The organism is Paenibacillus amylolyticus, from assembly GCF_003719335.1.
Classification (GTDB): domain Bacteria; phylum Bacillota; class Bacilli; order Paenibacillales; family Paenibacillaceae; genus Paenibacillus; species Paenibacillus amylolyticus_D.
In genome coordinates, this window is sequence record NZ_RIAS01000006.1 from 306,513 (window position 1) to 329,676 (window position 23,164).

24 protein-coding genes and 7 tRNA genes are annotated in these 23,164 nt (G+C 45.5%); 3 read left to right on the top strand and 28 right to left on the bottom strand.

Annotated features, from left to right (window positions below; all coding sequences use genetic code 11):
• Positions 1-68: 68 nt before the first annotated feature.
• Positions 69-953, top strand: a complete 885-nt coding sequence (locus EC604_RS13975) for an AraC family transcriptional regulator (protein WP_123064732.1) — start codon at positions 69-71, stop codon at positions 951-953.
• Positions 954-1,015: 62 nt separating this feature from the next.
• On the opposite strand, the gene EC604_RS13980 is transcribed toward EC604_RS13975, so the two are convergent.
• The 5 genes from EC604_RS13980 to EC604_RS14000 all read right to left on the bottom strand — a co-directional run bounded on the left by EC604_RS13980 (position 1,016) and on the right by EC604_RS14000 (position 4,816).
• Positions 1,016-1,783, bottom strand: a complete 768-nt coding sequence (locus EC604_RS13980) for a DUF3600 domain-containing protein (protein ID WP_123064733.1) — start codon at positions 1,781-1,783, stop codon at positions 1,016-1,018.
• Positions 1,770-2,357 (bottom strand): sigma-70 family RNA polymerase sigma factor, encoded by a 588-nt coding sequence (locus EC604_RS13985; RefSeq protein ID WP_123064734.1) that lies wholly within the window; start codon positions 2,355-2,357, stop codon positions 1,770-1,772. The genes EC604_RS13980 and EC604_RS13985 overlap by 14 nt, the downstream gene beginning before the upstream one ends.
• A 440-nt stretch (positions 2,358-2,797) precedes the next feature.
• The gene (locus EC604_RS13990) at positions 2,798-3,046 is read right to left on the bottom strand and encodes a hypothetical protein (protein WP_123064735.1); all 249 of its coding nucleotides are present in this window, start codon (positions 3,044-3,046) and stop codon (positions 2,798-2,800) included.
• Between the two features lie 276 nt (positions 3,047-3,322).
• Positions 3,323-4,111 (bottom strand): TrmH family RNA methyltransferase, encoded by a 789-nt coding sequence (locus tag EC604_RS13995; RefSeq protein WP_123064736.1) that lies wholly within the window; start codon positions 4,109-4,111, stop codon positions 3,323-3,325.
• Positions 4,112-4,153: 42 nt separating this feature from the next.
• Complete coding sequence (locus EC604_RS14000; protein WP_123064737.1) at positions 4,154-4,816, bottom strand: potassium channel family protein; 663 nt, start codon at positions 4,814-4,816, stop codon at positions 4,154-4,156.
• Between the two features lie 168 nt (positions 4,817-4,984).
• Between EC604_RS14000 and sspI the strand changes: the two genes are divergently transcribed.
• Positions 4,985-5,218 carry a small acid-soluble spore protein SspI gene (sspI, locus tag EC604_RS14005; protein WP_123064738.1) on the top strand — a complete coding sequence of 78 codons (234 nt, stop codon included), beginning with the start codon at positions 4,985-4,987 and terminating at the stop codon, positions 5,216-5,218.
• A 161-nt stretch (positions 5,219-5,379) separates the two neighbouring features.
• Here sspI and EC604_RS14010 read toward each other — a convergent pair whose 3' ends face one another.
• The 12 genes from EC604_RS14010 to EC604_RS14065 form a co-directional block, all read right to left on the bottom strand.
• Positions 5,380-6,963 carry a peptide chain release factor 3 gene (locus EC604_RS14010; protein WP_123064777.1) on the bottom strand — a complete coding sequence of 528 codons (1,584 nt, stop codon included), beginning with the start codon at positions 6,961-6,963 and terminating at the stop codon, positions 5,380-5,382.
• A 396-nt stretch (positions 6,964-7,359) separates the two neighbouring features.
• Positions 7,360-7,758 carry a DoxX family protein gene (locus EC604_RS14015; RefSeq protein WP_053783291.1) on the bottom strand — a complete coding sequence of 133 codons (399 nt, stop codon included), beginning with the start codon at positions 7,756-7,758 and terminating at the stop codon, positions 7,360-7,362.
• Between the two features lie 368 nt (positions 7,759-8,126).
• Positions 8,127-9,677 carry a glucose-6-phosphate dehydrogenase gene (gene zwf, locus EC604_RS14020; RefSeq protein WP_123064739.1) on the bottom strand — a complete coding sequence of 517 codons (1,551 nt, stop codon included), beginning with the start codon at positions 9,675-9,677 and terminating at the stop codon, positions 8,127-8,129.
• Between the two features lie 178 nt (positions 9,678-9,855).
• Positions 9,856-10,686 carry a YwmB family TATA-box binding protein gene (locus EC604_RS14025; RefSeq protein ID WP_123064740.1) on the bottom strand — a complete coding sequence of 277 codons (831 nt, stop codon included), beginning with the start codon at positions 10,684-10,686 and terminating at the stop codon, positions 9,856-9,858.
• A gap of 195 nt (positions 10,687-10,881) precedes the next feature.
• Positions 10,882-11,550 (bottom strand): response regulator transcription factor, encoded by a 669-nt coding sequence (locus tag EC604_RS14030; protein WP_123064741.1) that lies wholly within the window; start codon positions 11,548-11,550, stop codon positions 10,882-10,884.
• Positions 11,492-12,607 carry a sensor histidine kinase gene (locus tag EC604_RS14035; RefSeq protein ID WP_123064742.1) on the bottom strand — a complete coding sequence of 372 codons (1,116 nt, stop codon included), beginning with the start codon at positions 12,605-12,607 and terminating at the stop codon, positions 11,492-11,494. The genes EC604_RS14030 and EC604_RS14035 overlap by 59 nt, the downstream gene beginning before the upstream one ends.
• A 36-nt stretch (positions 12,608-12,643) precedes the next feature.
• Positions 12,644-13,291 carry a cell wall-active antibiotics response protein LiaF gene (gene liaF, locus EC604_RS14040; RefSeq protein WP_123064743.1) on the bottom strand — a complete coding sequence of 216 codons (648 nt, stop codon included), beginning with the start codon at positions 13,289-13,291 and terminating at the stop codon, positions 12,644-12,646.
• Between the two features lie 162 nt (positions 13,292-13,453).
• On the bottom strand, positions 13,454-14,161 hold the full coding sequence (locus EC604_RS14045) for a PspA/IM30 family protein (RefSeq protein WP_090919700.1): 708 nt from the start codon (positions 14,159-14,161) through the stop codon (positions 13,454-13,456).
• 1 nt (position 14,162) lies between these two features.
• Positions 14,163-14,657 (bottom strand): PspC domain-containing protein, encoded by a 495-nt coding sequence (locus EC604_RS14050; protein WP_123064744.1) that lies wholly within the window; start codon positions 14,655-14,657, stop codon positions 14,163-14,165.
• 17 nt (positions 14,658-14,674) lie between these two features.
• Positions 14,675-14,911, bottom strand: a complete 237-nt coding sequence (locus tag EC604_RS14055) for a PspC domain-containing protein (RefSeq protein ID WP_123064745.1) — start codon at positions 14,909-14,911, stop codon at positions 14,675-14,677.
• Positions 14,912-14,915: 4 nt separating this feature from the next.
• Entirely contained in the window at positions 14,916-15,587 is a 672-nt protein-coding gene (locus tag EC604_RS14060; RefSeq protein WP_123064746.1) for a PspA/IM30 family protein, read from the bottom strand.
• Between the two features lie 38 nt (positions 15,588-15,625).
• Positions 15,626-15,934 (bottom strand): LiaF transmembrane domain-containing protein, encoded by a 309-nt coding sequence (locus EC604_RS14065; RefSeq protein ID WP_123064747.1) that lies wholly within the window; start codon positions 15,932-15,934, stop codon positions 15,626-15,628.
• Between the two features lie 508 nt (positions 15,935-16,442).
• Here EC604_RS14065 and EC604_RS14070 point away from each other — a divergent pair.
• The gene (locus EC604_RS14070) at positions 16,443-18,863 is read left to right on the top strand and encodes a helix-turn-helix domain-containing protein (RefSeq protein ID WP_151458076.1); all 2,421 of its coding nucleotides are present in this window, start codon (positions 16,443-16,445) and stop codon (positions 18,861-18,863) included.
• A 145-nt stretch (positions 18,864-19,008) separates the two neighbouring features.
• Here EC604_RS14070 and EC604_RS14075 read toward each other — a convergent pair whose 3' ends face one another.
• The 11 genes from EC604_RS14075 to EC604_RS14125 all read right to left on the bottom strand — a co-directional run bounded on the left by EC604_RS14075 (position 19,009) and on the right by EC604_RS14125 (position 23,163).
• Positions 19,009-19,911 carry a class I SAM-dependent methyltransferase gene (locus tag EC604_RS14075; RefSeq protein WP_151458077.1) on the bottom strand — a complete coding sequence of 301 codons (903 nt, stop codon included), beginning with the start codon at positions 19,909-19,911 and terminating at the stop codon, positions 19,009-19,011.
• A gap of 264 nt (positions 19,912-20,175) precedes the next feature.
• Positions 20,176-20,787, bottom strand: coding sequence for an anti-sigma factor (locus EC604_RS14080; protein WP_161556928.1), 612 nt, complete (start codon positions 20,785-20,787; stop codon positions 20,176-20,178).
• Between the two features lie 155 nt (positions 20,788-20,942).
• Positions 20,943-21,518, bottom strand: coding sequence for an RNA polymerase sigma factor (locus EC604_RS14085; protein WP_123064751.1), 576 nt, complete (start codon positions 21,516-21,518; stop codon positions 20,943-20,945).
• A 49-nt stretch (positions 21,519-21,567) separates the two neighbouring features.
• Positions 21,568-22,146, bottom strand: coding sequence for a cupredoxin domain-containing protein (locus EC604_RS14090; protein WP_161556929.1), 579 nt, complete (start codon positions 22,144-22,146; stop codon positions 21,568-21,570).
• Between the two features lie 393 nt (positions 22,147-22,539).
• Positions 22,540-22,618 (bottom strand) — tRNA-Leu (locus EC604_RS14095).
• A gap of 32 nt (positions 22,619-22,650) precedes the next feature.
• Positions 22,651-22,724, bottom strand: a tRNA-Cys gene (locus EC604_RS14100).
• A 6-nt stretch (positions 22,725-22,730) separates the two neighbouring features.
• Positions 22,731-22,805 (bottom strand) — tRNA-Gly (locus EC604_RS14105).
• Positions 22,806-22,809: 4 nt separating this feature from the next.
• Positions 22,810-22,884, bottom strand: a tRNA-Gln gene (locus EC604_RS14110).
• Positions 22,885-22,898: 14 nt separating this feature from the next.
• Positions 22,899-22,971, bottom strand: a tRNA-His gene (locus EC604_RS14115).
• Between the two features lie 26 nt (positions 22,972-22,997).
• A tRNA-Trp gene (locus EC604_RS14120) sits at positions 22,998-23,071 on the bottom strand.
• Positions 23,072-23,077: 6 nt separating this feature from the next.
• Positions 23,078-23,163: transfer RNA gene (locus EC604_RS14125), tRNA-Tyr, on the bottom strand.
• Position 23,164: the final 1 nt, after the last annotated feature.

Here is a 23,164-nt window from a genome sequence, read left to right on the forward strand (position 1 = left end):
CTTTTATGCATGTATTCTGTGATAAAATATAACTATCTTGCGATGGTAAGGGAGGTCATCTGATTTCTATGTCACATATAAGTGATAGGCAATTCAGCCTGGCATGTCGCCGTACATCCCATGTAGCCTTTCGCGAGGTCTTTCATGCTCATTCACAGCTAGAATTAACCTATATTCATGACGGTTACGGGCAATTGATTACCGAGGGACAGGTATTTCCACTTGAACCGGGTACACTGATGATTTTCCGGCCTTTTCAGATGCACCATGTGCAAATTCAGTTATCTGAAGCACACCCGTTTATACGCACGGTGCTTATGGTGGAGCTAGAGTTACTACATGCCTATTGGCCACACTTCATAGCCACTCATCAATTTACCGAACACCTTCTCAATGAGCAGCATTCTATACAACCGATCTTTCTCCTACCGGATTCACCACTCATTCAGCGAATGGAACTTTTCGGTGAACAATACCCTGAATTATTACCTCATGAAGCTGCGGAAGATGCCTGTCTTTTTGTACTGGATGCACTGACGCAATTACGCTACATCTGGAATATAACAGCCCGTCCCCTAGATCAGTATTCGTCAAACCAACCAACAGGGCGTTCAGAAATCATCGATCCCCACGCCGGAGCAGCCATGCAGTGGATTGAGCAACACTTCGCGAAACCTTTTCGTTTAGCCCATATTGCAGATGAACTGCATCTCTCTGCTTATCACCTGTCCCATGTGTTTAAAAAGGCAACCGGCACCAGCATTATTGCATATGCTCAAGCCACCCGTATTCGTCAAGCCTGCGTACTGCTCGGTCGTACATCTTTATCCATTCCTGAGATCGGCCACCGTGTCGGCATGTCCAGTCCATCTTATTTTTGCAAAGTATTTCGTAAAGCTACCGGCACCACACCACATCAGTATCGGTTAAGGATGAGGAGTGGAATGAGATGACGTTTTGACGTTTCCCTTAGAACGTACATATGAGATAATATGGAATAGATGAACCGTATGAATCAGCGTACATCCAGCCCCAGTTTTTCCAAATACGCACTCATATACTCTGTCAATTGATCCAGATTAGCTCGCTGATCCTTGGATAAACGCTCCATGTGGTAACTCCCGTCTGTATCTTCTACTTTCGTTTTATACGTCTTCATTTGTTCATATACGGATCTAAAGTCGGCATATTCTTCCTTCGTAAACAACTTTTCAGCCTTGGTAAACTGTTCCGTCCAAAATTCATCCTCATCCATCAGCCTCGGTGAAACAGGTATAGATTTTGACGACTTGTTCTCTAACGAATTTATTTTATCAAAAAAGGGCTCAAGCTTTGCTGTAATCTGCTTGTACTTTTCCTGCTCCTCTATACTCCAGCTATCCGGATTCATTTTCCCCTGGGCATCAGCATGGATCAATGCCATTTGTCCAAATTGTTTGAGCAGTCCCATATAAAGCCCGAATTCACTTTCCGTAAAATGAGCCTTGGCCTGCTGCAGCTTTGCTTCCAATCGCTCGTAATCTGCTGCTGTCCCACCTAACGGGGTGATGTTTTCCCGTGAACCATATATACTGTCAGCCAGATATGTATACCCCGCGTAAGCACCTGTAGGGATAAGAAGCGCTGCCAGCAGCAGTATGGTCACCCGCCATGTTTTGCTTCGTTGTACATTAGTCGTTTTTCTCAGAGTCCCATTCATTACATTATGTTTGACACGATCCGAGATGATCCAATCTTTCGTTTTCTCCTGATATGCCGACCGTAACTGTTCATCCAATTTCATTGGCATTGTCCACCTTTCTCGTAAATTCAGAGTGCAGTTGCTGCTTCTGTCTCAACTTGGTGAGTGCCGCATGAATTCGAGATTTGACCGTACCCAGCGGGATATCTAAAATATCAGCGACTTCTTCCTGGGTATATTCGTTCAGATAGTGTAAAGTCACTACCTGTTGCAACTTGTAAGGCAGACGCTGCACTTGCTCCAGTAAGGGAAGATTGGCCAGCTTACGAATCAGATGTGGTGAAAAATCATATTCCATACCTGTATCCATCTGCTCCATCCGTTGCTTAAAGCGAAACTGCATCATTTTCCTACGTCGGTAACTTTTGACCTGTCGCATGCTAACCCCCATTAACCAAGGCCGAAAAGCACGTCCAGGATCATATCGTGCCAGAGATCGATAAGCCTGAATATAAATCTCCTGCACCAGATCCTCGGCATCCGCCGCATCATGCACCAGAAAACGAACCGTACGATACACATCCGTTACCGTCTTCTCATATAACTCTCCATAAGCCTCATGGTCTCCAGCCAAGGTAAGTTTCACCAATATTATGTACTCATTCTGTTCACTCATTTTCCATCCCCTTTCTGCTGATACTATATATTGGTTTAGGTCTATGATATCGTTCGATTTAATTTTAAATTTTTTATAAACATAATAAAAACCTATTCCAAAAACTTCGGGCTGAAGTTGGAATAGGCTCATACATAGAAAAATTGGAATGAGATAACCAAGCCGTAGTCCTTTGACCATAGCATATACAAAACATAATTGAACCTGTAGCATCCAGATAACTCCCTTTAAGGTCGCCCTGATCACGTACCAATACCAAAGACCGCTGGCAGCATCTTGTACATTAACGTGAGCGTGGCACATTCTTTTGAAGATACCAATAATCTTACCTCATTTGGGATAGTTAACAAGGAAAGTTCAGACAATCGACAAGAGCCACTGCGTACGATCCCATTGCAATACTCTAGAAAATAGGTTGATAACCGGTTAAAAGAGCTGTCTTAGTCACTATTCCGACTCTTTCTATATAAGCGATAAACATCCCTTAATACATCTAAGGCGAGTTGAAAAAGTGACAACTTACGAAACAACCGCATCATCACCACAAACATGAAAATGAATACAATTTCCATAAAAGTTCTGTTTAGCAGATCGTGACCATACAGTTGATAAATGCCTCGGCTCAAAAACAATAATCCTCCTCCAACCATTAGCCGAACAACCAGGAGTAACTCTTCTTCTTTCTCCATATCACTTTTCCCCTTCCCCAAAATCAAACGTATGTTTATTTTGATCCTGCACTTTGGCTATCTCTTCCTCGATTCCCTTAAAAAATAAAAAAGCACCAATCTAACCCTTTAAGGTTGATCGGTGCTTCCGATTTGAGATATTCAATTTAATTGTCTTTATTATAGTTAATACTTTGGGTTAAGTAAATACACTTATAGAATGATAGAGAAAAATACTTGAACAATGGTTGGGAAAACGTTAAAAAATAAAATTGGACAGCAGGATTTTTTTATTTGTTAAACCATCCGCTGCCGCATCGCTTCAAACAACAATATCGTTGCTGCCATCGCGGCGTTAAGCGACTCAGCTTGTCCCTGCATCGGAATCGTAATTGCGTCATCAACGAGCTGTGCCGTGGTGTCTGAGATGCCCTTGCCCTCATTTCCTATAACAAGCCACACAGGCTGGGTAAAATCATAACTGTAACACGAATACGCTGCCTGCAAAGAGGTGCTAACCAGCCTCACGCCTGCGGCTTTTGCTTCAGGAAGCAACGACTGCAACTCGCCCTCCACAATAGGCAGATGAAACAAAGAGCCCATCGTTGATCGAATCGTCTTCGGGTTATACACATCCGCACAACCAGCGCCAAGAACGACACCTGCGGCTCCGGCAGCGTCCGCACTGCGAATAATCGTACCCACATTGCCAGGGTCTTGCACACCATCAAGCACAACCACCAATCCTTGTGGCTCTGCGATAAGACTTTGCAGCGACTCTTTGCTTTTTCGCACGATGGCAAATATCGGCTGAGGTGTCATCGTATCCGTACATTTGGCGATCACGGCAGGAGACACACTGACCCACTCGACTCGCTTCAGTGGATTCTCCAGTCCAGCCAGTTCTACAGGCACTCCCTGCTCACCATCGTACACGATACACTCCAGATCAGCTCCGGCACGCAATGCTTCCTGTACGAGATGAATACCCTCGATTATATATTTATGTTGACGGGTTCGATGCTTTTTCTCCAGCAACTGTGCCCATTCTTTTACACGTGTATTTTGCGGTGATACAATATCCATCGTTCCATCCTTCCCATTTTCGGGCTCATTATTATTCCTTAATCACTTTGGATAGGCCAGCTCCAGCTTGGTCAGATGATCCTTGTGCCCGACAATAACCAGCACATCTCCATCTGCAATCCGATCCTCGGCATAAGGAGAGATGTTCATCGAACCCCCGCTTTTAATTGCCATAACGTTACAGCCGAAACGTGCCCGGATGTTCAGCTCCAGCAGGTTTTTGCCAATCATCTGCTCAGAGGCCTTCATCTCCAGAATGCTGTAATCCTCAGATAACTCAATATAGTCCAGAATGTTGGGGGATGTTAAGTGATGCGCTACACGCAGACCCATATCCCGTTCAGGGTAGATCACTTTGTCCGCACCAATCTTCTGCAACACCTTGCCATGCAATTCATTCTGAGCTTTTACAATCAATACGGGTACACCCATATCTTTCAATATCAAAGTGGTCAAAATACTCGCTTGTATATCTTCGCCAATCGCTACAACGACAACGTCAAAATTACGTATTCCCAGCGCTCGCAGCGCTTCTTCATCCGTTGAATCTGCCGATACCGCATGGGTCACCACATTGGACATTTCCTGCGTCCGCTGCTCGTTCGCATCAATCGCCAGCACGTCAAACCCCATACCGCTCAGTGCATGCGCTATACTTGACCCGAATCGTCCCATACCGATTACAGCATATTGTTTCTTCGCCATCAGGGTATTTAACCTCCCGCTGCATTACGGCAAGACGTACCAATTCCGGTACGATGCCAACGTAAATAATCCTTCGTAGTATACCACAAAGACAGAAAAACTTGAATGCGCTCATCCTCCACAGGGAACAGTAATACAGCAGCCGAATAACACGAGGAGGGAATTGCGATGCCCATTACATTAAGCTTGCGTGAAGCGATTGTTCATAAGGTCCATGACAAGAGTGATGACCAGCTCCGGGAGATGATCGAAGGATCAGTGGATGGACCTGAAGCAGCTTTGCCTGGACTTGGTGCCATTTTCGAGATGATCTGGAAGAACACCGAACCTGCCAAGCAGGATGAAATGATTCAAATCGCGCAGGAGCATCTGCACACCATTCCCGTTCAACCACTTCGATAACCGAAGTATTAGCGGGATAAGGGAACCATCAAACCGTTTGTTCTGTCTGCAAAAAAAAGTCCCCCTAACCCGGCAGTTAGAATAATGCTGCCAAATAGGTAAGGATAAGCAAAAAATCCCTCCACCACGCGGCGGAGGGATTTCATTATATCTCGGTAACATTAAGGCGCAGTTTCCAGGAACTTCGCCGTTGGATTTTTATCGATCGCCGTTCTCATCGCATACTCATTCTCGAAGAGTACAACATAGTTTCCTTTTTTATCTTTTACCAGGGCAGAGTTGATCCGGAATTTACTCGGGTCTAAGTTCTCGTCCACGATCCAGCGGGCAAACTGATACTGCATCCGTTGCAGCTGCACATCTACCCCGTATTCACCCTTCATCCGGTATTCGAATACCTCGAACTGGAGCTGACCAACTACGCCCAGAATGGTCTCATCAAAGCTCACCGTGTTAAATACCTGAATGGTACCTTCCTCCGTAAGCTGATCGATCCCTTTTTGATACTGTTTGTGTTTCAAGGCATTTTTAACCGTTACCTTCGCAAAAATCTCTGGCGAGAACGTTGGCAATTCATCGAATACCACTTCACTGCCCTGACTCAGCGAATCCCCAATCCGGAAAATGCCCGGATCGAACAAACCAATAATGTCGCCTGCATAAGCCTCTTCAACAATATCCCGATCTTGTGCCAGAAATTGCTGCGGCTGGGACAGTTTAATTTCCTTGCCCACACGATTATGTTTAACGCTCATCCCTCGCTCGAATTTGCCCGATACAATCCGCAAGAACGCGATCCGGTCGCGGTGCGCAGGGTTCATGTTCGCCTGAATTTTGAACACATAACCAGTGAACTTCTCATTCGTTGGTTCAATTTCGCCTGCGGTACTGCGGCGCGGTTCTGGCTTCGGAGCCAGTTCCAGGAAGTTCTCCAGGAACGTCTGCACACCGAAATTGTTAATTGCACTACCGAAGAAGATCGGAGTCAATTCGCCACGCTGTACCTTTTCCATATCAAACGGGTCACCCGCGACATCCAAAAGTTCAAGCTCCTGACACAGCTGATCATGCAGATACTCGCCCGCCATCTCACGGATAATCGGATCTTTGTATCCATCGACTTTTTGCACTTTGATCGTCGAATGATCGTCGCCCTGGAACAGTTCCACCTGATTTTTCATCCGGTCATACACACCGCACAGATCGCGGCCTGTTCCAATCGGCCAGTTCATCGGCACGGAGCGAATACCCAGCACGTTCTCCAGTTCTTCCATCAGATCAAACGGACTTTGACCCTCACGGTCGAGCTTGTTGATAAACGTAAAGATCGGAATGCCGCGCTTCGCACACACCTGGAACAATTTAATTGTCTGTGCTTCGACACCTTTTGCCACGTCAATCAACATCACCGCGCTGTCGGCAGCTGTAAGTGTACGATACGTGTCCTCACTGAAGTCTTGGTGACCAGGAGTATCCAGAATGTTCACCCGATGATCCAGATAATCGAACTGCATTACAGAGGACGTAACCGAGATCCCCCGTTGTTTCTCAATTTCCATCCAGTCACTTGTCGCGTGTTTGCTCGCTTTCCGGGCTTTAACCGTTCCCGCAAGGCGAATCGCTCCCCCGAACAACAGCAGCTTCTCGGTCAAAGTCGTTTTACCCGCATCGGGGTGAGAGATAATGGCAAACGTCCGGCGTTTGTCCACTTCCTTTTGAAGAATGTTATTTGCAGCTTTGCTCATAGCGTCTATCCCTTTCATCCGTTCATTCACGTTAATCCGGTCAGCGCCGGTCATCCATAGATTCACTCGGTAAACTTTCAAACCTAGTTGTAAGCTCTAAAACTTTATGCCACCAAGGCTAAGCCGGTTGATTATAAACTCGCATGTCATCCTCATCATCAGAGGTACACGATAAATTCATTTTACACATTTACAATGGAGTTCATCCTTTCAGATCAGTGCTTCCATTCATGCTTTTTCCCTCGTTCTCAATTCAACTCTCCTATTGTACCATAATCTGTGCCGAAAATAACCGATTAGCTTCCACCAATTCAACACTTTTCTTCACAAAAAAAGAACCCTTCCGCCATGTAACTGGCATTCGGGTTCCTCTCATGTCTTACAGATCATTCGATTTTAGAAGATCAGTGCATCCAGCGCATATTGCCCGCCGCCTGTCAGAGCCAGAGCCACACCCACCACAAGGATGGCGAGGTTATACTCAAATCCGTTCTGTGTAGACCAGTAACCGTTAGCACCGTGTACCTTAACGATGGCAATCACCATAGTCAGTGCGATCAGAATTCCGCCTACCGGTGTCAGAAGACCCAGCGCGAGCAGCAATCCGCCGCCGAATTCAGCAAGTCCTGCCAGCAAAGCAACGAGTGCACCAGGTTTCATGCCCATGGATTCAAACCATCCGCCTGTACCTTTGATTCCATATCCTCCGAACCATCCAAACAACTTCTGTGCCCCGTGCGCCATGAACGACAAACCAATCACCAAACGAATCAACAACAATCCTACATCCAACATCATTTTCTTTTCCTCCATTCGATATATACAAAATAGTATTCTTAGATTAAAGATATTATGCGAAATTTTTTTTCATGATTCTGTCTGCCCGCAAACCCCTTCAACTGGTTTACTCATGAACGTTCCTCTGTGTCGGAATTTCTATATCACGTTTTGACCGAACGCAGCAGGTCTTTTGCTTAACTCTTTAACTCATGTGTTGAGTATAAGTTATTCACTTACTTTTTGTCAACAACTTAATTTAAATTATTTATTTCCTTTTGATGGAGCCACTTAGGATCTACTTCTTTGTCCGTAACTTCGATGGGGCATCAACTGAAAAAAGCCCGAAAGACCGCATCTTTCATGCGATCTTCCAAGGCCCTTTGCTAACCATTCACATGCCAAATGACGCTGTCCTCATCCTGCCCATTCACCGGCCACCAATGGAAACCATCCTGCTCCAGCAGCTTGGCTGTTGCCTCCGGGCCCCACGTTCCTGCCGGATACGTGTACAACTCACCCTGATTACGTCCCCAAGCGGCCGCGATCCGATCGACAAAAGACCAAGCAGTCGCCACTTCATCCCAGCGGGTGAAGTATGTGGAATCGCCTTCTGCTGCATCATGCAGCAGGCGCTCATAAGCTTCGGGCGAGTTGATTCCGATCATGCAACTCTGGCAGAAGTCCATCGCCAAGGGCTGAATCTCGGAATCCGAGCCCGGCTTTTTGGCATTAATTTTGATATAAATGCCTTCCATCGGATTCACCCGAATCACAAGCAGATTCGGCTCAAGCTTATATTTTTTACCGAGGTATACGTTATTCGGCATTGATTTGAACTCAACTACAATTTCCGTTGTTTTCACCGGCAGACGTTTGCCTGTCCGAATATAGAATGGCACACCAGCCCAGCGAAAGTTATCTACAAATACGCGTGCAGCAAAATACGTCTCCGTATTCGATTCCGGATCAACCTTATCTTCCTGACGATATCCGGGAAGCTGTTTACCGCGGTACTCCCCTTCCGTATACTGGGCACGTACAACGTTGTTACGCACATCTTCATCTGACGTAAACTCTCGCAGGGAACGGAGCACCTTCACCTTCTCATCCCGGATATCCTCCGGGAACAGACGACTTGGCGGCTCCATCGCGATCATCGTCAGCATCTGCAACATATGATTCTGCCCCATATCACGCAGGGCGCCGGAATGATCATAATATCCTCCGCGTTCCTCTACACCAACTGTCTCACCCAGTGTAATCTGAACGTTCGCAATGTGTTTGTTGTTCCATAGTGGTTCAAAGAAGGCGTTCCCGAAGCGAATTACCTCGATATTTTGCACCATTTCCTTACCAAGATAGTGGTCAATCCGATAGATTTCCTCTTCCCTAAACACCTCGCGGATCTGTTCATTCAGCTTCTCGGCCGATGGCAGATCATATCCAAACGGCTTCTCAATCACCAGACGATTCCATCCACTGCTCTCCAGCATGCCGCCATCTCTTAAACTGTACGACACACTGCCAAACAACTCAGGTGCCAGTGCCAGATAGAACAACCGATTTCCCGGTGTTTTGAACTTAGCCTCCAACTGTTCCGTCTGCTCCCGCAGTTCCCGGAACCCGTCCACGTTGTTGATGTCCAGTGATTTATATTCAAAATGCTCAGCAAAAGCGTTCCACTCCTGCGAATCCCCCGCCGGGTAACGGCAGAACTCCTGGATAGATTCCAGAAGATCGTCCCGAAACTGTTCCTTGGACCTCGGACGCCGAGCTACGCCAATGACCGCAAAGTCATCAGCAAGCTTGCCTTCACGGTATAAACTGTAGATGGCCGGAAACAACTTCCGGCGGGCCAAATCTCCCGTTGCTCCAAAAATGAAAAATACTGCACCTGGTGTCTGTACTTCATTTTGCATTTGTTTATTGTCCATAGGCCCCTCTTTCCTCCGGGAAGATCTTCTAATCCGCTTCCCGAGCTATGTAATAGTGTTCAGTTCAGTCGATCTCATTAAACTAAATGACAATTACCAGCAAGTCCCAACTTGGATGTGATGCTATTTTAGCATATCACCTGCCAGGATTCAGCTACAATATCATTACCTCCATCATTTAATATTCAATCGTGATCACCGGAAAACCGACAGTAACACGCGCATCATCCTGCCCACTAACTTGATGTACCGCAAGTTGCATATTTAATAGGTGTGAGCCGCTCAGAATCTTTAGCGGTAACTCTGTCGCCTGATACGAAACACTGGCTGTAGCTACATCCTCATAACGCTCAACTTCCGTCATATCCAGTTCACCAAAGAGCTTGGCTTCCAGCGCTGCTAACTGTTCACCGGGCTTAATCCCCACACTAGCCTGAGCTATATTTGATACGTCTATTGTGGATGATTCTCCATTTCCTTCACTCATCTCACTTAACTTGCCCTGTACGGACATATTCCAGCTTGCTTCTTTCAAACCGTTTTCAGTCATTGCCTCCTCCACCTGACCATGTAAAGCAAGCAATGCCTGACGATCCAGTTTTGCTCTTCCTGCCAGCTGCACGATCACATAATATTCATCCTGTTCTGTACTCGCCACATTAAGCAACAACCCTATTGAAGATTCAGACATGCCAACTTCCCCTTCGCTTCGATAGACATCATGTCCGGTTCGAACATCTTGAACGGGTGCTTCAAGTCCCAGATCTGCTGCCAGCTTCACAGCTTGCGTACGAGCATACCCGTGGCCTGCGACTTGCCATTTGATCACCCATTGATCTGCATGTTTTATAACTGCATCTGCTGTATGTAACAATTGCTCCAGTCCTGCCACTTCGGTACCAGAACCTTTCTTTTCTACTTCTGCATTCTCTGCATATACCTGTGTAACCCCGATTAAAATAATAATGGCTATGGCAACAACCCCTGTATTCATCCAACGTTTTACCAAGTGAATTCCCCCCGTTCGCTCTGCCAATCTATGAATCTATCAACAGCATGCCCTCTTCAGACTTGACCTATACCTTCTACCATATTCTCTCTACGGATGCACAAAAAAAGCCCATCCACCACGTTAGGGCAGAACGAGCTTTCTGTTCATATTTCTTTCCATTGCAGACACACACCTTGCGGTTACATCATCATCTTACTCGGCTAATCCATTCTTATAAGCGTAGATAGCAGCCTGTGTCCGGTCATCCACATCCAGTTTGGCCAGCAGGTTGGTTACATGGAACTTAACCGTCTTAATACCGATGATCAGTTCATCCGCAATATCCTGATTGGACTTGCCCTGCGCCAGCAACCGCAGAACATCCATCTCGCGATCGGTTAACTCTTCGTGTAAAGGTGCTGCCGCTTGCGGCTGTCTGAACCGATTCATCATCTTGGATGCTACCTGTGATTCCAGAACAGATTGTCCGCGGGCAGCGGCACGAATCGCATCAGCTACCTCATTGGCTCTGGACGTTTTCAGCAGATAACTGAAAGCTCCTGCTTCAATGACCGGATACATTTTCTCATCGTCCAGATAACTGGTCAGCACAATGACTTTACATTCCGGGTTCATTTTGAGCACCTGACGTGTCGCTTCAATGCCATCCATACCTTCCATGACAAGGTCCATCAGCACAACATCCGGCTTATACTCCTGTGCAAGCCGGATGCCTTCCTCTCCACTTCCGGCTTCACCGATTACTTCAATGCCGTCTTCCGTATCAAGAACCGCGGCAAGACCTATACGCACCATCTCATGATCATCCACGAGCAATACTCTGATCGACGCTTCCGTCTCCGTTTCGACTTCCGGTTCCATTGACATGTTCTACCTCGCTTTCATCGTTCATCAAAGGGATGGTAATCTCAATCCGTGTTCCTTTGCCAGGTGCCGTCACAAATTGGATGGCTCCCCCGATCTCCGTAACCCGTTCACGCATATTCGCCAAACCATATGAAGCCTGCTTCTGTTCATCCAGATCGAAGCCCTGCCCGTCGTCTCGAATCAGTACACGCACCGCATCCATTCGGCGTTGCAACCTGATCTCCATTTTCTCCGCTTTTGCGTGACGCAATGTATTGGACATCGCTTCCTGAATGATTCGGAATAAATGATTCTCAATTCCCTTTACCAGATGAATATCTTCGTCCATCTCCAGTACAATCTCCATCGGCACTTTCGTTTTTAATTCCATCACCAGATCACGCAAACCCTGCTCGAGATGTTTACCCTCCAGATAGACTGGCCGCAGATGGAGCAGCAGTGCCCTCATCTCGGACTGAGCAACCGAAGCCATTTCTTCAATCAAAGCAACCTGCCGCTGTGCCCGTTCAAAATCCTTCTCCATCTTCCGGCCTACCGCCGTTGCTGTCATCGAGATCGCAAATAACTGCTGTGATACCGCATCATGCAATTCCCTTGCGAGCCTTTGTCTCTCCTCTACAATGGCTGTAATTCTGGCCTGTTCGGCAAGCTGTGCATTGTTCGTAGATAACCTTTGCAGGGATGATACCTGATCCTCCCACTTTTTGCCGATGCGACCCAGCTGTTCACTAAGCCGGCCGACATCATCCTGACCGAGGTCGGGTACCGTACGGGAGAGTGAACCTTTTTCCCATTGCAGCAACGTTTCCGTTAACAATTCTAGCCGCCTTTTCACCCTGTAACTCTGATAAAATCCAAATACCGCCCCAATTCCGATCAGAAGCAGCAACAGAGCCAGCCCGGACTGTATAAGATGACGCCAGCCTGCAAATGGGGCCAGATAACCATATGTATACAATACATATAAAATAACAGCAAACACAATGAAAACAAGGAGGATCCCTTCACGCATACTTCGGGTAACCATATCGGTATGTTTTCTGTCCTTCATCCGGGACTCCTCCTTTTCCTCATCCACTTCTTAGTACTACGGATTATGAATATTTAAGTCGCCAACAATATACGAAATAACAAATTTTACTTTATATTCACTGGATTCATATCCAGGAGTTCTCCATACTAATCGATTCATCATGCCACTATCCTGCTCGCCCAGCAGATTGATTCGGCCAAACAGCACAGATGCCTCAATCTCAACCCCGTAATCCTCAGGCAGCGTTAGACGTACATTGCCCATAACCCCTTGCAACAGCACAATCGTTTGCTTCTCTTCAGGAATAGAGAGGGACAGATCCGCGTTGACCTCGCCAATGGCATGCCATAGACTCATACTGCGCAGCCTCCAGGAGGATTGATCCCAGTAATAACGGGCCATAAAATTTTGTTTTTTCATGACATCATCATGTAGATGAATCTTTTTGTTCTTGGAATAAAAATAAGCTAATGATGCGAGTACAATTAAAAAGACAATCATCAAGTTATCCAAGAGCAGCAAGGCTGCGCCAACACCAAGATAACGATACCCTTTTTTTGTTTCTCCTTTTCGAATCTGAAGCATTCCGACCGTTAACAAAATAAGTGCGGCAGCCGTCAGCAAGTTCATATTCCGGTTAAAGAGCATCAGAAAACCAACCACAATAATAATGACTGCAATCCAGTGACTTTTTTTACTCATCTCTGCCGCACCTCCTCTGTAAGTTCAACTACGATCTGGATTTTCTTCGTTCGACGGAAAAGCCATAGCAGGCAATGAAGTCCTGTATGGCTTAACTTTTGCTCTACGAATCGTATAGGTTACACGATCTATAGAATATCATATTGTCCAGCAAGCGAACAGTTATTCTTTAGAAGTATCGATTGCTTCGTTCTTGGAACCATTGCCCATTTTATTTTTCAGAGCCTGCAATTGTTGATCTACTTTGAATTGTTTCTCCAGATCAACCGGATTGGTGTAGGAAGCTCCAGTATTGCGGTATGGTGCACGGGCAACATCTGCCTCAGCTTCAAGTTGCATAATCTTCTCTTCCATGCGGTGGAATCCAAGGGATGCACTTCCGCTCTCAATGGAATGCAAGCTGTTGATCGAAGACATTTGTTTCTTAGCTTTAGCCATCTGTGCACGGGATACCAGCTCATTACGTTTGTTGCGCATTTTGTAGAATTCATCTTTCATATCATGCAACTGTTGCAACAGATCTTTCGCTTGTGCTTCAGATTGAGCGTGCAGTTCGCGGTATTCCTCAATTTTTTGATCAAAATAAATTTTCTCTTCCAGCAATTTACGTGCTACTTCTTCCTGACCATTGGACAGAGCAGCTTCAGCTTGGGACTCCCGTTGTACCGAAGTACGTTCTGCCTCATCCAGACGTTGCTTCATGCGGCGCTCGTTAGCCATTTGTTTGGCTACAGTCACCTCAGCCTCATGAATTTCGGCCTCCATATCACGCAAGTACTGGTTCAACATTACAATCGGATCTTCCACTTTATCCAACATATCATTTACAGATGCCTTCGTCATATCCTTAATCCGTTTAAATACTCCCATTTTACTTTTCTCCCTTCTCGTAACGAGATAATTTTTGGCGAAGCTCTTCAACTTCTTTTTTCAGTGCCTTCTTCTCAATATCTTTCATCATGGAATCCAGTTCACTTTCGTGCTGGCTTCCTGTTCCATACGTGTTGTTGTCATAGGAACGCGGGCCGGACTGCGGTCTGCTGTTGTATCCTGGACCAGGGCCAAAGCCGGGACCCGGTTGATTAGGGTTGCTGTTAAAAGGATCTCTTGGGGGCTGATGGTCGTAACCACCATACCCTCTGCCAGCACCCGGGCCGTAACCATATGGATCATATGGCGTGAAAGGCTCTTTTGGTACGACGAGAGCGGCGATGAAGTAGATTAACAACGTCGTGCCCCCGGTTGCAAAGATACTGATGACGAAGATGATCCGTAGCAGCGTAGAATCCATTCCAATTGCTTCGGATATGCCGCCGATTAGACCGGTCATCATTCGGTCACGCGTTGAGCGGTATAGTTTGCTCATGTGCTTGCTCCTTTCGTTTACTTGTAACCTCTACTGTGATCGGGACCGTATACGTACGGATCTGCGTAGTTAGGTTCCTTAGGTACAACCAACGCTGCGATGAAGTAGATGAATAGAGATGTACCACCCGTTGCGAAGATACTGATGAAGAAAATGATCCGTAGCAGCGTGGTACTAAATCCTAGATTTTCAGATATGCCGCCGATCAAACCTGTCAGCATACGGTTACGCGTTGAGCGGTATAATTTATTCATTTGACTACTCCTTTTTATCGTTATTGAGCTTTTGCTTCAAGCGTTCCAGCTCTTTGTCCAGTGCAGAGGATGACATGTTACCGGATAAGCCGGAACCATCCTGACCCATTCGCCGGATTTCCCGAAGACTCTGCGCCTCATATTCGAGATCGGAGACTTGGTCATCAAGCTTGTTAAACATGCCGGGTACGTTTTGACCACTGTAGTTTCCGCGTTGATTCATTCGTTGTTGCAACTGAATCGTTTGCATTCGAGCATAGTAATATTGGCGTTTGCTATACACATTCTGATACTCTGCCTTCAACTGATTGATCTGTTCATCGAGTTCCTGCAGTGCAGCAGCGCTTTGTGTGTACAATTCGGTGTATTGATCCATTTTTTCCTCGTGGAGAATTTTCTCCTGCAGAGCCAGCTTGGCGAGATGTTCCTCTCCGGCTTTCAAAGCCATAGATGCCTGTTCCTCTCGTTTGTTAACCATAGCGGCGGCTTGATCTGCCTGCTGTTTCATTTGTCTTGTATGACTTGCATACTGGTGTCGAAGCTTCTCGGCTTCTCCAATGTCTTGGCGGGTCGAGACCAGGAACTGATCAATCAGTTTAACCGGGTCCTGACTTTGCTCCAGATGTTCGTTCAGACTAGCTACGGTGATATCCCGCATTCGACGAAATACACTCATTATGTTCTGTCCCTCCTTTTACTTGATCGTGAACCTACTTAATAACGGCGACGTGAATTGCGATTGTTGCTCAGCATCGAGATACCGAAGATAATCAATCCGATTGCGATAATCGGCCCGATCATCCAAGCAAGTTTGCCCATCAGAGATACGATACCGATGATAAGCACGATCCATCCAAGCGTTACATTTCCTCTTTTAATTCCGTAATACCCCAGTGCAACCATCAGGACCGGAATCAGATAACCCATCAGATGTCCAAGCAATGGTGTTAACTTTCCGAAGAGCATCAATGCACCAAGTACAATCAACACAATCGCCCAGCCATTTCCCTTGTTCATTCTCATAATTGTTGTTCACCGCCCTTCCCGACTTACTTTTTTGTTTTGAACTTCAACTTAATCGCTGTTAGCCTAATCCCTGCATTTGTTCAATGAATCGTTTAATTCGTTTGTTGAAAACTTGCTTGTTTTTGTTTCCGTGTTTCTTGTTTAACCTTATGTCCTTATTCTAGGGGATTCAGCAACTTTTCAAAACAGACTGCGGACGGTTTTTGATCCTAGACTCAGGTCGGGGGTCTGCTTGGACCTTGGACTGTCCGCGGCCAGGACTTAGGGCATTCTCACCAAAACACCGCAATTCGGATACCTGTTATTACCCTTATAACGGAAACATCTCACGGAAGCCCCACCGTCTAATAGGAAAAAGCCGTTATCTCTATAGTACGTAAATTACATGCTTTCGTTTCTATAATTACTTTTTTATCCAAATAAACAAAAATTAGATTGTTCTAATTGAAAGCGTTTACTAAAATAAAGAAGTAATGAAATCTATTTTCCATCAAGGGGTGGACATGTGCGAACACTAAGCTATCTACATAAAATGATCATCTTCGGACTTCTGTTAAGTACAGTGCCAATTCTGCTCACGGGAATTGCTGCTTTTATTTATTCTTCCAACCAGACTGAGCTGCACCGGACACAAGCGAATCAACAGCTTCTCGAACAAATCCAGTCCAATGTAGAGCACAAACTCGCTACGGTCAGTTACATGCTGGATCAAGCGGTGCGCTCTCCGATTACACTTCGTTCTCTTACGGACTCTAATTCACTTCAACGAGTCAGCAAGTTACAAGCGGGCGACCTGCAGACAGAGTTCCAGCATATGAAGTCATGGGAACCTCTGCTCGATATTATTTTGGTGAACCAATCCAAGGATTGGCTTATTAATCATGCCGGCTTTTATACCAACACTCGCTTCCCGTTATCACTGCCCATGAAAGATCTAATTGCGGATACACTAACCTCGGGATGGCAACTCGCACCCTCAACCATATTTAGTAACGAAGATGAAGACAAGCAAAGCATCTCAAGCGAGCGTCTTTCAGATAAAGGCTGCATTTATCATATTACGCTCGCAAGAACGATTCCCGATGCAAGTGCATCGTCCAATGCAGCACTGATCGCTGGAATTCCGGCATGTTATATGCAAAATCCGCTGGCGCAATCCCCGACAACTGAAGCCTCAGCCTCAGGTCTGATCATTATAAATCGGGAACAACGGATCATTGCCCACCCGAATGCATCCTTTATTGGACAACCTTTGTCTGCGATAGGCCTGCGTGATCGGAAAAACGGAGAACACATTCAGGCGTTACCACCTGTAATGTACTCAGACGCTTATGCTGAGCGTGAAGTGCAACTTGCCAATGCAGATTATTCGTTAACTTATAGTCCTTCTACATTAAAAGGATGGACATATATTCTCATTTCTCCGGAGAATACATTGACTCAAGACTATATTAAAATCGGATTCCATACGCTATATATCAGTATGGCCATACTCTTGCTTTCGCTGCTGCTCGCGTGGCTGGGCTCCCAACGAATGCTCGCCCCTATCAGACGGATTCTTACTCAATTAGGCGATCATATCATCCACAAAGGCTATTCCGTGGTACCAAAACAGTCTATGATTATGCCTGATGAACTGGAGCAGATTCGAATGGGTGTTTCTCAGTTATCCGATGCACATTCTCAACTGGAATCCACTTTAAATCAGCATCAGAACCAGATACGTACCTACGCTATGATGCAGTTGCTTCAAGGCAAAACCAGCTTTAAAACATTACACAGCACATTAAGAGAACAGGGGTACGTCACACACGCTTCTACGTGGCAACTAATTGCCGTCATTGCGCTACAGCCTGAACTAATAAACCACTCTAAATATAAAATGGAAGATCGTTCTCTGCTCTTATTTGCCATCCAGAACATGCTTGAAGAAACGCTTCAGCCTGATCAGCAACTACTTCCCATTGTATTGGAACAACATGTTGTAACCGTGATTGGCAGTACGGAAGGAGATCTAATGCTGTTTTCGGAGCACATTTCACGATTAACAGAACGATTACAGCAACAGATCCATGAGGTTTTGGATTTGAAGGTCAGTATCGGTCTAAGTCAGCCACATCCATTCATGAATCATATTCCACAGGCGTACAACGAAGCCATAGATGCGCTTAAACATCGGATGCGGCTTGGGACAGGCATTATCGTACAATACCAGCAACATGATTTGACTTCAGCAGCGTGGGCCATGACCTATCCCGAGGCAATAGAGTACTCTCTGCTTCAATCTATTCAGCAAGCAGACGAGGCTGTTGCTACCCAACAGCTGATCGAACTGCTAGAGACTCTATTTTCACTGGAGTGCACTCCAGAAGAGTATCAGTACGCTCTCATGCGGCTATTAACACAAATCTTGAAGCTCGTACAAGACTCTGGCATTCGACTTGCACAGATCAGTCAGAGCCACCGCTCTCTTTTTCAAGAACTTCATATTTTACAATCCGCTGCTGAGGTGGAGCATTGGTTCAGCCAGCGGGTGATTCTGCCTGTGATTCACATTTTTAAAGAAAGACAGTTGGCACAATCTCAGCATATTTCAGAGAAAGTGATTGCTATTATCCAGCAAGATTACGACAAAGACCTAACGCTTGACGAATGTGCGATGCGGCTTCATTACAATGCTAACTATTTAAGCAGCGTTTTCCGTAAAGAAACTGGCGCTTCATTTAGTGAGTATTTGACAAGGTACCGGCTGAATATCGCCAAAAGATGGCTGGACGAGAGGGATTGGACGGTAAAAGAAATCGCTGAACGGCTTCGTTATACTAATCCGCAAAATTTTATCCGTTCTTTTCGAAAATGGGAGGGTATGACTCCCGGAAGATACCGGGAGCGTAAGAGGCACCACGAGCGGGCTGTTAAAAGATAGGTTTAAGATGCAGATGCTACTTTAGGACGTTTTTGTAGGCTGCCAGCTTGCCCACGGTACCTAAAGTGCCTGCCTTGCTATAACTGGGCCTGCCTGTAGCATGATTTATCTAATCTTCGAAGTAACTCTCGTTTAGTTTCCATGTTTACTTTTTGACTGCTGACACGGTTTTCATATGAGCTTGCTCTAGCTGAATCAGCATTTTACCAAATCTTGCTCCGCGAGAAAAGGGAATTACGCCGTTCGTATAGGTGTCACGAATGTACGTTTCAGCTTTACTTAATGCTGCCGCATCGGTAGGCATTTCATAGGTGTGAAGCCACTCAGGGAGCTTTTGAATCAATTCTTCTGTCTCAATCTCAAAATCATTCACTTCTTTTGTAATAATCATTGTATATGAATATCCCTTGAGGTAAAGCAACTGCTGGAGGTATGCCATGTCCCCTGCCTTGTAAGGAGCATCCACGCCAAGCACTGTTCTGAGCTCATCCATCAGTGTATGCTCTTTGGCACCGGCAATCGTACTAACATAAACATACTTTCGGGCACAGTGAATGGCTTGCTCAATCGTTTCCCAATCAGACATCGCCGGGCACATTGAGGCAAATACGATATCATATTGTTTCTCCCAACCTTTATCCAGTATAGAGATTTCTTCAAATCGCTCGGATACAATCGTAATGTTATTCTCCAGTTCAGCAGGAATGGTTTCCTGCATTAACGAGACAAGCAGAGCAGAAGGCTCAACTGCAGTGACCGTGGCTCCCTTTTCTGCAAAAGGGATCGTAAATATACCAGAGGCCGCACCCACGTCCAGCACCGAGGCTCCTTCAAATGTTACACCCTGATTTTCAATCCAGCCCATAATACGTGCCGAGCGGTTCTTGCCTTCCTCCGTAAACGACTGAGCATGATAATTCCGGGCCCAACGTTCGAATGCTTCCTCTGTATCAAAAGGGGCACTTTTTTGCTTATATCTTGAACTTCTCGGGCGGTTTCTCCATGCTTCTTCCCAGACACCCAGGTCAAATAATAATGCTGCGTTCACTGTACTCGGTTGAGTTGTCAGCTTCTTCACGTCCTTTCATATTATAGACTTAATATATCTACAATATATTGAATGTAATCGCACGTCAACCTTTATGTTACTTATGTTCAAACGGAAAAACAACACAGAAGGATGTGAAGCTCTCTTCTGTGTTGTTTTTTTAACAGTCTGGCAACTCAATGACTACGATCTCTTATCTAACCTCTAGAGGGGCAGTGTCCAGCAATGTATTGCGAAAAGAAAGCTGTATCACGCTGTAATCTGTTAACTTGAACGAAACATCTGTGGACCACGCGGAACAAGTCCCGTTGAATCAGGTTCCAGCGTAATCGCAATGGAATCATAGCTCCATGCCTGGTTGCCCATTGGAATTGCGAGCACAGCAAGCCCCATCTGATTTTCTACTTTCAGCTTGCCTGCGTTATGGTATGCCTGCTCCTTGTTTAACCATACCTGATAAACCTCGTTCTTCTCCGTCTGTGGAGGATTGAACAGGTAGACGACAAACTGCTGATCTTTTCCGGTGCCTACAATACAAGCTACTCCATAACTCGTTCCAGAAGTAAGTGATTTCAACTTCATAACCTTTTGTATCTCAGAAGTTGGCAAATCCATCGAATTCATTAAAGTTACAGGTTGTTCGATGCGTTCTTGAACTAAAACTACATTTCCTATCAAACTGGCCCCAAGAAGGATAAGTAAAGAAGCTACTGCAAGATTCACTTTTGGATTGTTATAACGCTTCGTAAGCCGCTTGAATCTGCTACTTCTTCGATGATGTTCTACAAGATCTGGCGAGGTGCTTTCGTTGCTTTTCCCCCATGCCGCTTCCATCACCTGTTGTTTTAAATCAGATGGCAACTCCACTTGATTCATATGCGTTGGAATCGCCTCCCAACCTAGCCGTAATTGTTCTACTTCAAGCTTACATGATGCACAGTCACTAAGATGCCTTTCGAAAGCTTTGCCTTCTTCTGAGCAAGGATCCGATAGGTATTCCAGCATGTATGAGCAGACGGGTATTGACGACATTACCACTCTTCCCCTCCCGCAAGCAAATGCTTACGCAGTATTTTCAGTGTCTGGTGCAGTCGGCTTTTAACTGTTCCCAAAGGCTCCTGGTAGTGCGCAGCTAACTCACTCAAGCTGTATCCTTGCCAATAAAAATGTTCGAGCAATTGAAGTTGCTGCTGAGACAGGAATTCACGCATTCCTTTAATCTGCTCCTTCAACATTTGTTTTTCAACTTGGCTTTCGACCGATAGTTCAGCAAGCTCTGCAATTCTCTCCAGCTTCTCGGCTGTATAATAAGACACTACCTGGCTCGACAGACTTCGTTGCTTACGTAGCCAATCAATAGCCAAATGACGTGTGATCGTGATGATCCAGTTCCGGCAATGGCCCTTATTGGGATCAAATTCCGCCTCTGTTGTCCATATCCTGACAAAAACGGACTGCACCACTTCCCGAGCACCGTCCTCCTGTTGAAGAGCCTTCCAGGCGAATGAGTATATGAGAGAAGCATACCGATCATATAATTCTGATAATGCTTCTTGCTTTTTTTGTTTAATCAGCAAAATGAGCTGGTAATCGGAATACTCCTGCATTCAAAAGTCTTCCCCTCTCCTGTCAGGTAGAGCAATTTCAATCACAGGACTACTTGGAGAGAACTTTAATTACCCCTTTCATACTTGGATGAGGCCCACAGTGATAATTGATCTCGCCCTCCTTCTTAAACGTAATCACTGACTTCTCTCCCTCGCCCAGTAGTCCTGTATCGAAAGAATCATCTTCTGCAACAACGGAATGCTTAACTTGATCCTTATTTACAAATTCAACACGATCACCAACCTTGATTTTCAGCTCTGCAGTTTGAAATGCAAAATCAGCAATTTCAATTACATAAGTCTTGCTTTTCTCTGCTTGGGTACCCGTAGGTTTTTTAGTATCTTTAGAAGATTTGGATGCATCACTCTTCTTCTTTGTAGACTTTTTCTTATCTGTAGTAGTTGCAGGCGCTGATTTCTTTGGTTTGGTTGGTTGGGTTGGCTTAGTTGGTTTGGTCGTTTTGTTAGCTGTAGAACCCGTTTGCTTGGACGATGGCTTTACGTCCTTTTGCTCTGTTGTTCCTGTCATGTGATGGTGAGCTGATACTTCTGCACCCGCTAACTGTGGCAATGTTAAACATAGGCCCATTACCAAAAGTAAGGATAAATATTTTGCTGATTTGTTCATTATTGCTTTCCTCCCTAGAATAAAAAATAGTCGCATAAATGTATCCAATCATAAGAAACGAGTTATATCCTTAATCGGTTTGATATCCTTGAATTTTTATTTTAAAGAGTCATCATGCTGATTTTCTTGAAAAGTACTTAATACGCAGAATACAAGATACACTTACATATCGAATTGAAGTGGGCGTAAATGAAACCCAGGCCCCTAACTAACCAATCATTTCTTATTTACTTGGGAAGCACTGTTTTAAAATAATTCGTTATCTTTAGAATAAATCTTTAGGCAGTTTTGACGTATTTTCAACTTAAATTACGAGTACAGTATTAAAACTCAAAAAACTTAATACAAAAAAGAGTTCACTAGAGATAAACTCTAATGAACTCTTTAAATAAATACCGGCGAGAGGACTCGAACCTCCACGGTTTCCCACTCGATTTTGAGTCGAGCGCGTCTGCCATTCCGCCACGCCGGCTTATTTGATTATAGCATATAGTAAAAATATGCTGGAGGCGCCACCCAGATTCGAACTGGGGATAAAGCTTTTGCAGAGCTGTGCCTTACCACTTGGCTATGGCGCCTTATTATGGAGCGGACGACGGGAATCGAACCCGCGACCCTCGCCTTGGCAAGGCGATGCTCTACCGCTGAGCCACGTCCGCATAATGGCTGGGGATATAGGATTTGAACCTATGCATGACGGAGTCAAAGTCCGTTGCCTTACCGCTTGGCTAATCCCCATTAGATAACAAAGGGGCGATCGAGGGGAATTGAACCCCCGAATGCCGGATCCACAAACCGGTGCGTTAACCACTTCGCCACGATCGCCATATAAAACTACTATTAAAATTAATTGGCAGGGGCAGCAGGAATTGAACCCACACCAACGGTTTTGGAGACCGTTGTTCTACCTTTAAACTATGCCCCTAAAAACTGGTGGAGGATGATGGATTCGAACCACCGAACCCGTACGGGAGCAGATTTACAGTCTGATGCGTTTGGCCACTTCGCTAATCCTCCA

Excerpts from the sequence above, each read along its gene's own strand:
- EC604_RS13990 (WP_123064735.1), bottom strand. The coding sequence starts at position 3,046 with ATGGAGAAAGAAGAAGAGTTACTCCTGGTTGTTCGGCTAATGGTTGGA.
- EC604_RS14065 (WP_123064747.1), bottom strand. The coding sequence starts at position 15,934 with ATGAGAATGAACAAGGGAAATGGCTGGGCGATTGTGTTGATTGTACTT.
- EC604_RS14055 (WP_123064745.1), bottom strand. The coding sequence starts at position 14,911 with ATGAATAAATTATACCGCTCAACGCGTAACCGTATGCTGACAGGTTTG.
- EC604_RS14045 (WP_090919700.1), bottom strand. The coding sequence starts at position 14,161 with ATGGGAGTATTTAAACGGATTAAGGATATGACGAAGGCATCTGTAAAT.
- EC604_RS14010 (WP_123064777.1), bottom strand. The coding sequence starts at position 6,963 with ATGAGCAAAGCTGCAAATAACATTCTTCAAAAGGAAGTGGACAAACGC.
- EC604_RS14000 (WP_123064737.1), bottom strand. The coding sequence starts at position 4,816 with ATGGCGAAGAAACAATATGCTGTAATCGGTATGGGACGATTCGGGTCA.
- EC604_RS14035 (WP_123064742.1), bottom strand. The coding sequence starts at position 12,607 with ATGAAGGACAGAAAACATACCGATATGGTTACCCGAAGTATGCGTGAA.
- EC604_RS13995 (WP_123064736.1), bottom strand. The coding sequence starts at position 4,111 with ATGGATATTGTATCACCGCAAAATACACGTGTAAAAGAATGGGCACAG.
- zwf (WP_123064739.1), bottom strand. The coding sequence starts at position 9,677 with ATGGACAATAAACAAATGCAAAATGAAGTACAGACACCAGGTGCAGTA.
- EC604_RS14030 (WP_123064741.1), bottom strand. The coding sequence starts at position 11,550 with ATGGAACCGGAAGTCGAAACGGAGACGGAAGCGTCGATCAGAGTATTG.
- liaF (WP_123064743.1), bottom strand. The coding sequence starts at position 13,291 with ATGAGTAAAAAAAGTCACTGGATTGCAGTCATTATTATTGTGGTTGGT.
- EC604_RS14085 (WP_123064751.1), bottom strand. The coding sequence starts at position 21,518 with ATGCAGGAGTATTCCGATTACCAGCTCATTTTGCTGATTAAACAAAAA.
- EC604_RS13975 (WP_123064732.1), top strand. The coding sequence starts at position 69 with ATGTCACATATAAGTGATAGGCAATTCAGCCTGGCATGTCGCCGTACA.
- EC604_RS13980 (WP_123064733.1), bottom strand. The coding sequence starts at position 1,783 with ATGAAATTGGATGAACAGTTACGGTCGGCATATCAGGAGAAAACGAAA.
- EC604_RS14050 (WP_123064744.1), bottom strand. The coding sequence starts at position 14,657 with ATGAGCAAACTATACCGCTCAACGCGTGACCGAATGATGACCGGTCTA.
- EC604_RS14090 (WP_161556929.1), bottom strand. The coding sequence starts at position 22,146 with ATGAACAAATCAGCAAAATATTTATCCTTACTTTTGGTAATGGGCCTA.
- EC604_RS13985 (WP_123064734.1), bottom strand. The coding sequence starts at position 2,357 with ATGAGTGAACAGAATGAGTACATAATATTGGTGAAACTTACCTTGGCT.
- EC604_RS14060 (WP_123064746.1), bottom strand. The coding sequence starts at position 15,587 with ATGAGTGTATTTCGTCGAATGCGGGATATCACCGTAGCTAGTCTGAAC.
- EC604_RS14080 (WP_161556928.1), bottom strand. The coding sequence starts at position 20,787 with ATGAATCAAGTGGAGTTGCCATCTGATTTAAAACAACAGGTGATGGAA.
- sspI (WP_123064738.1), top strand. The coding sequence starts at position 4,985 with ATGCCCATTACATTAAGCTTGCGTGAAGCGATTGTTCATAAGGTCCAT.
- EC604_RS14015 (WP_053783291.1), bottom strand. The coding sequence starts at position 7,758 with ATGTTGGATGTAGGATTGTTGTTGATTCGTTTGGTGATTGGTTTGTCG.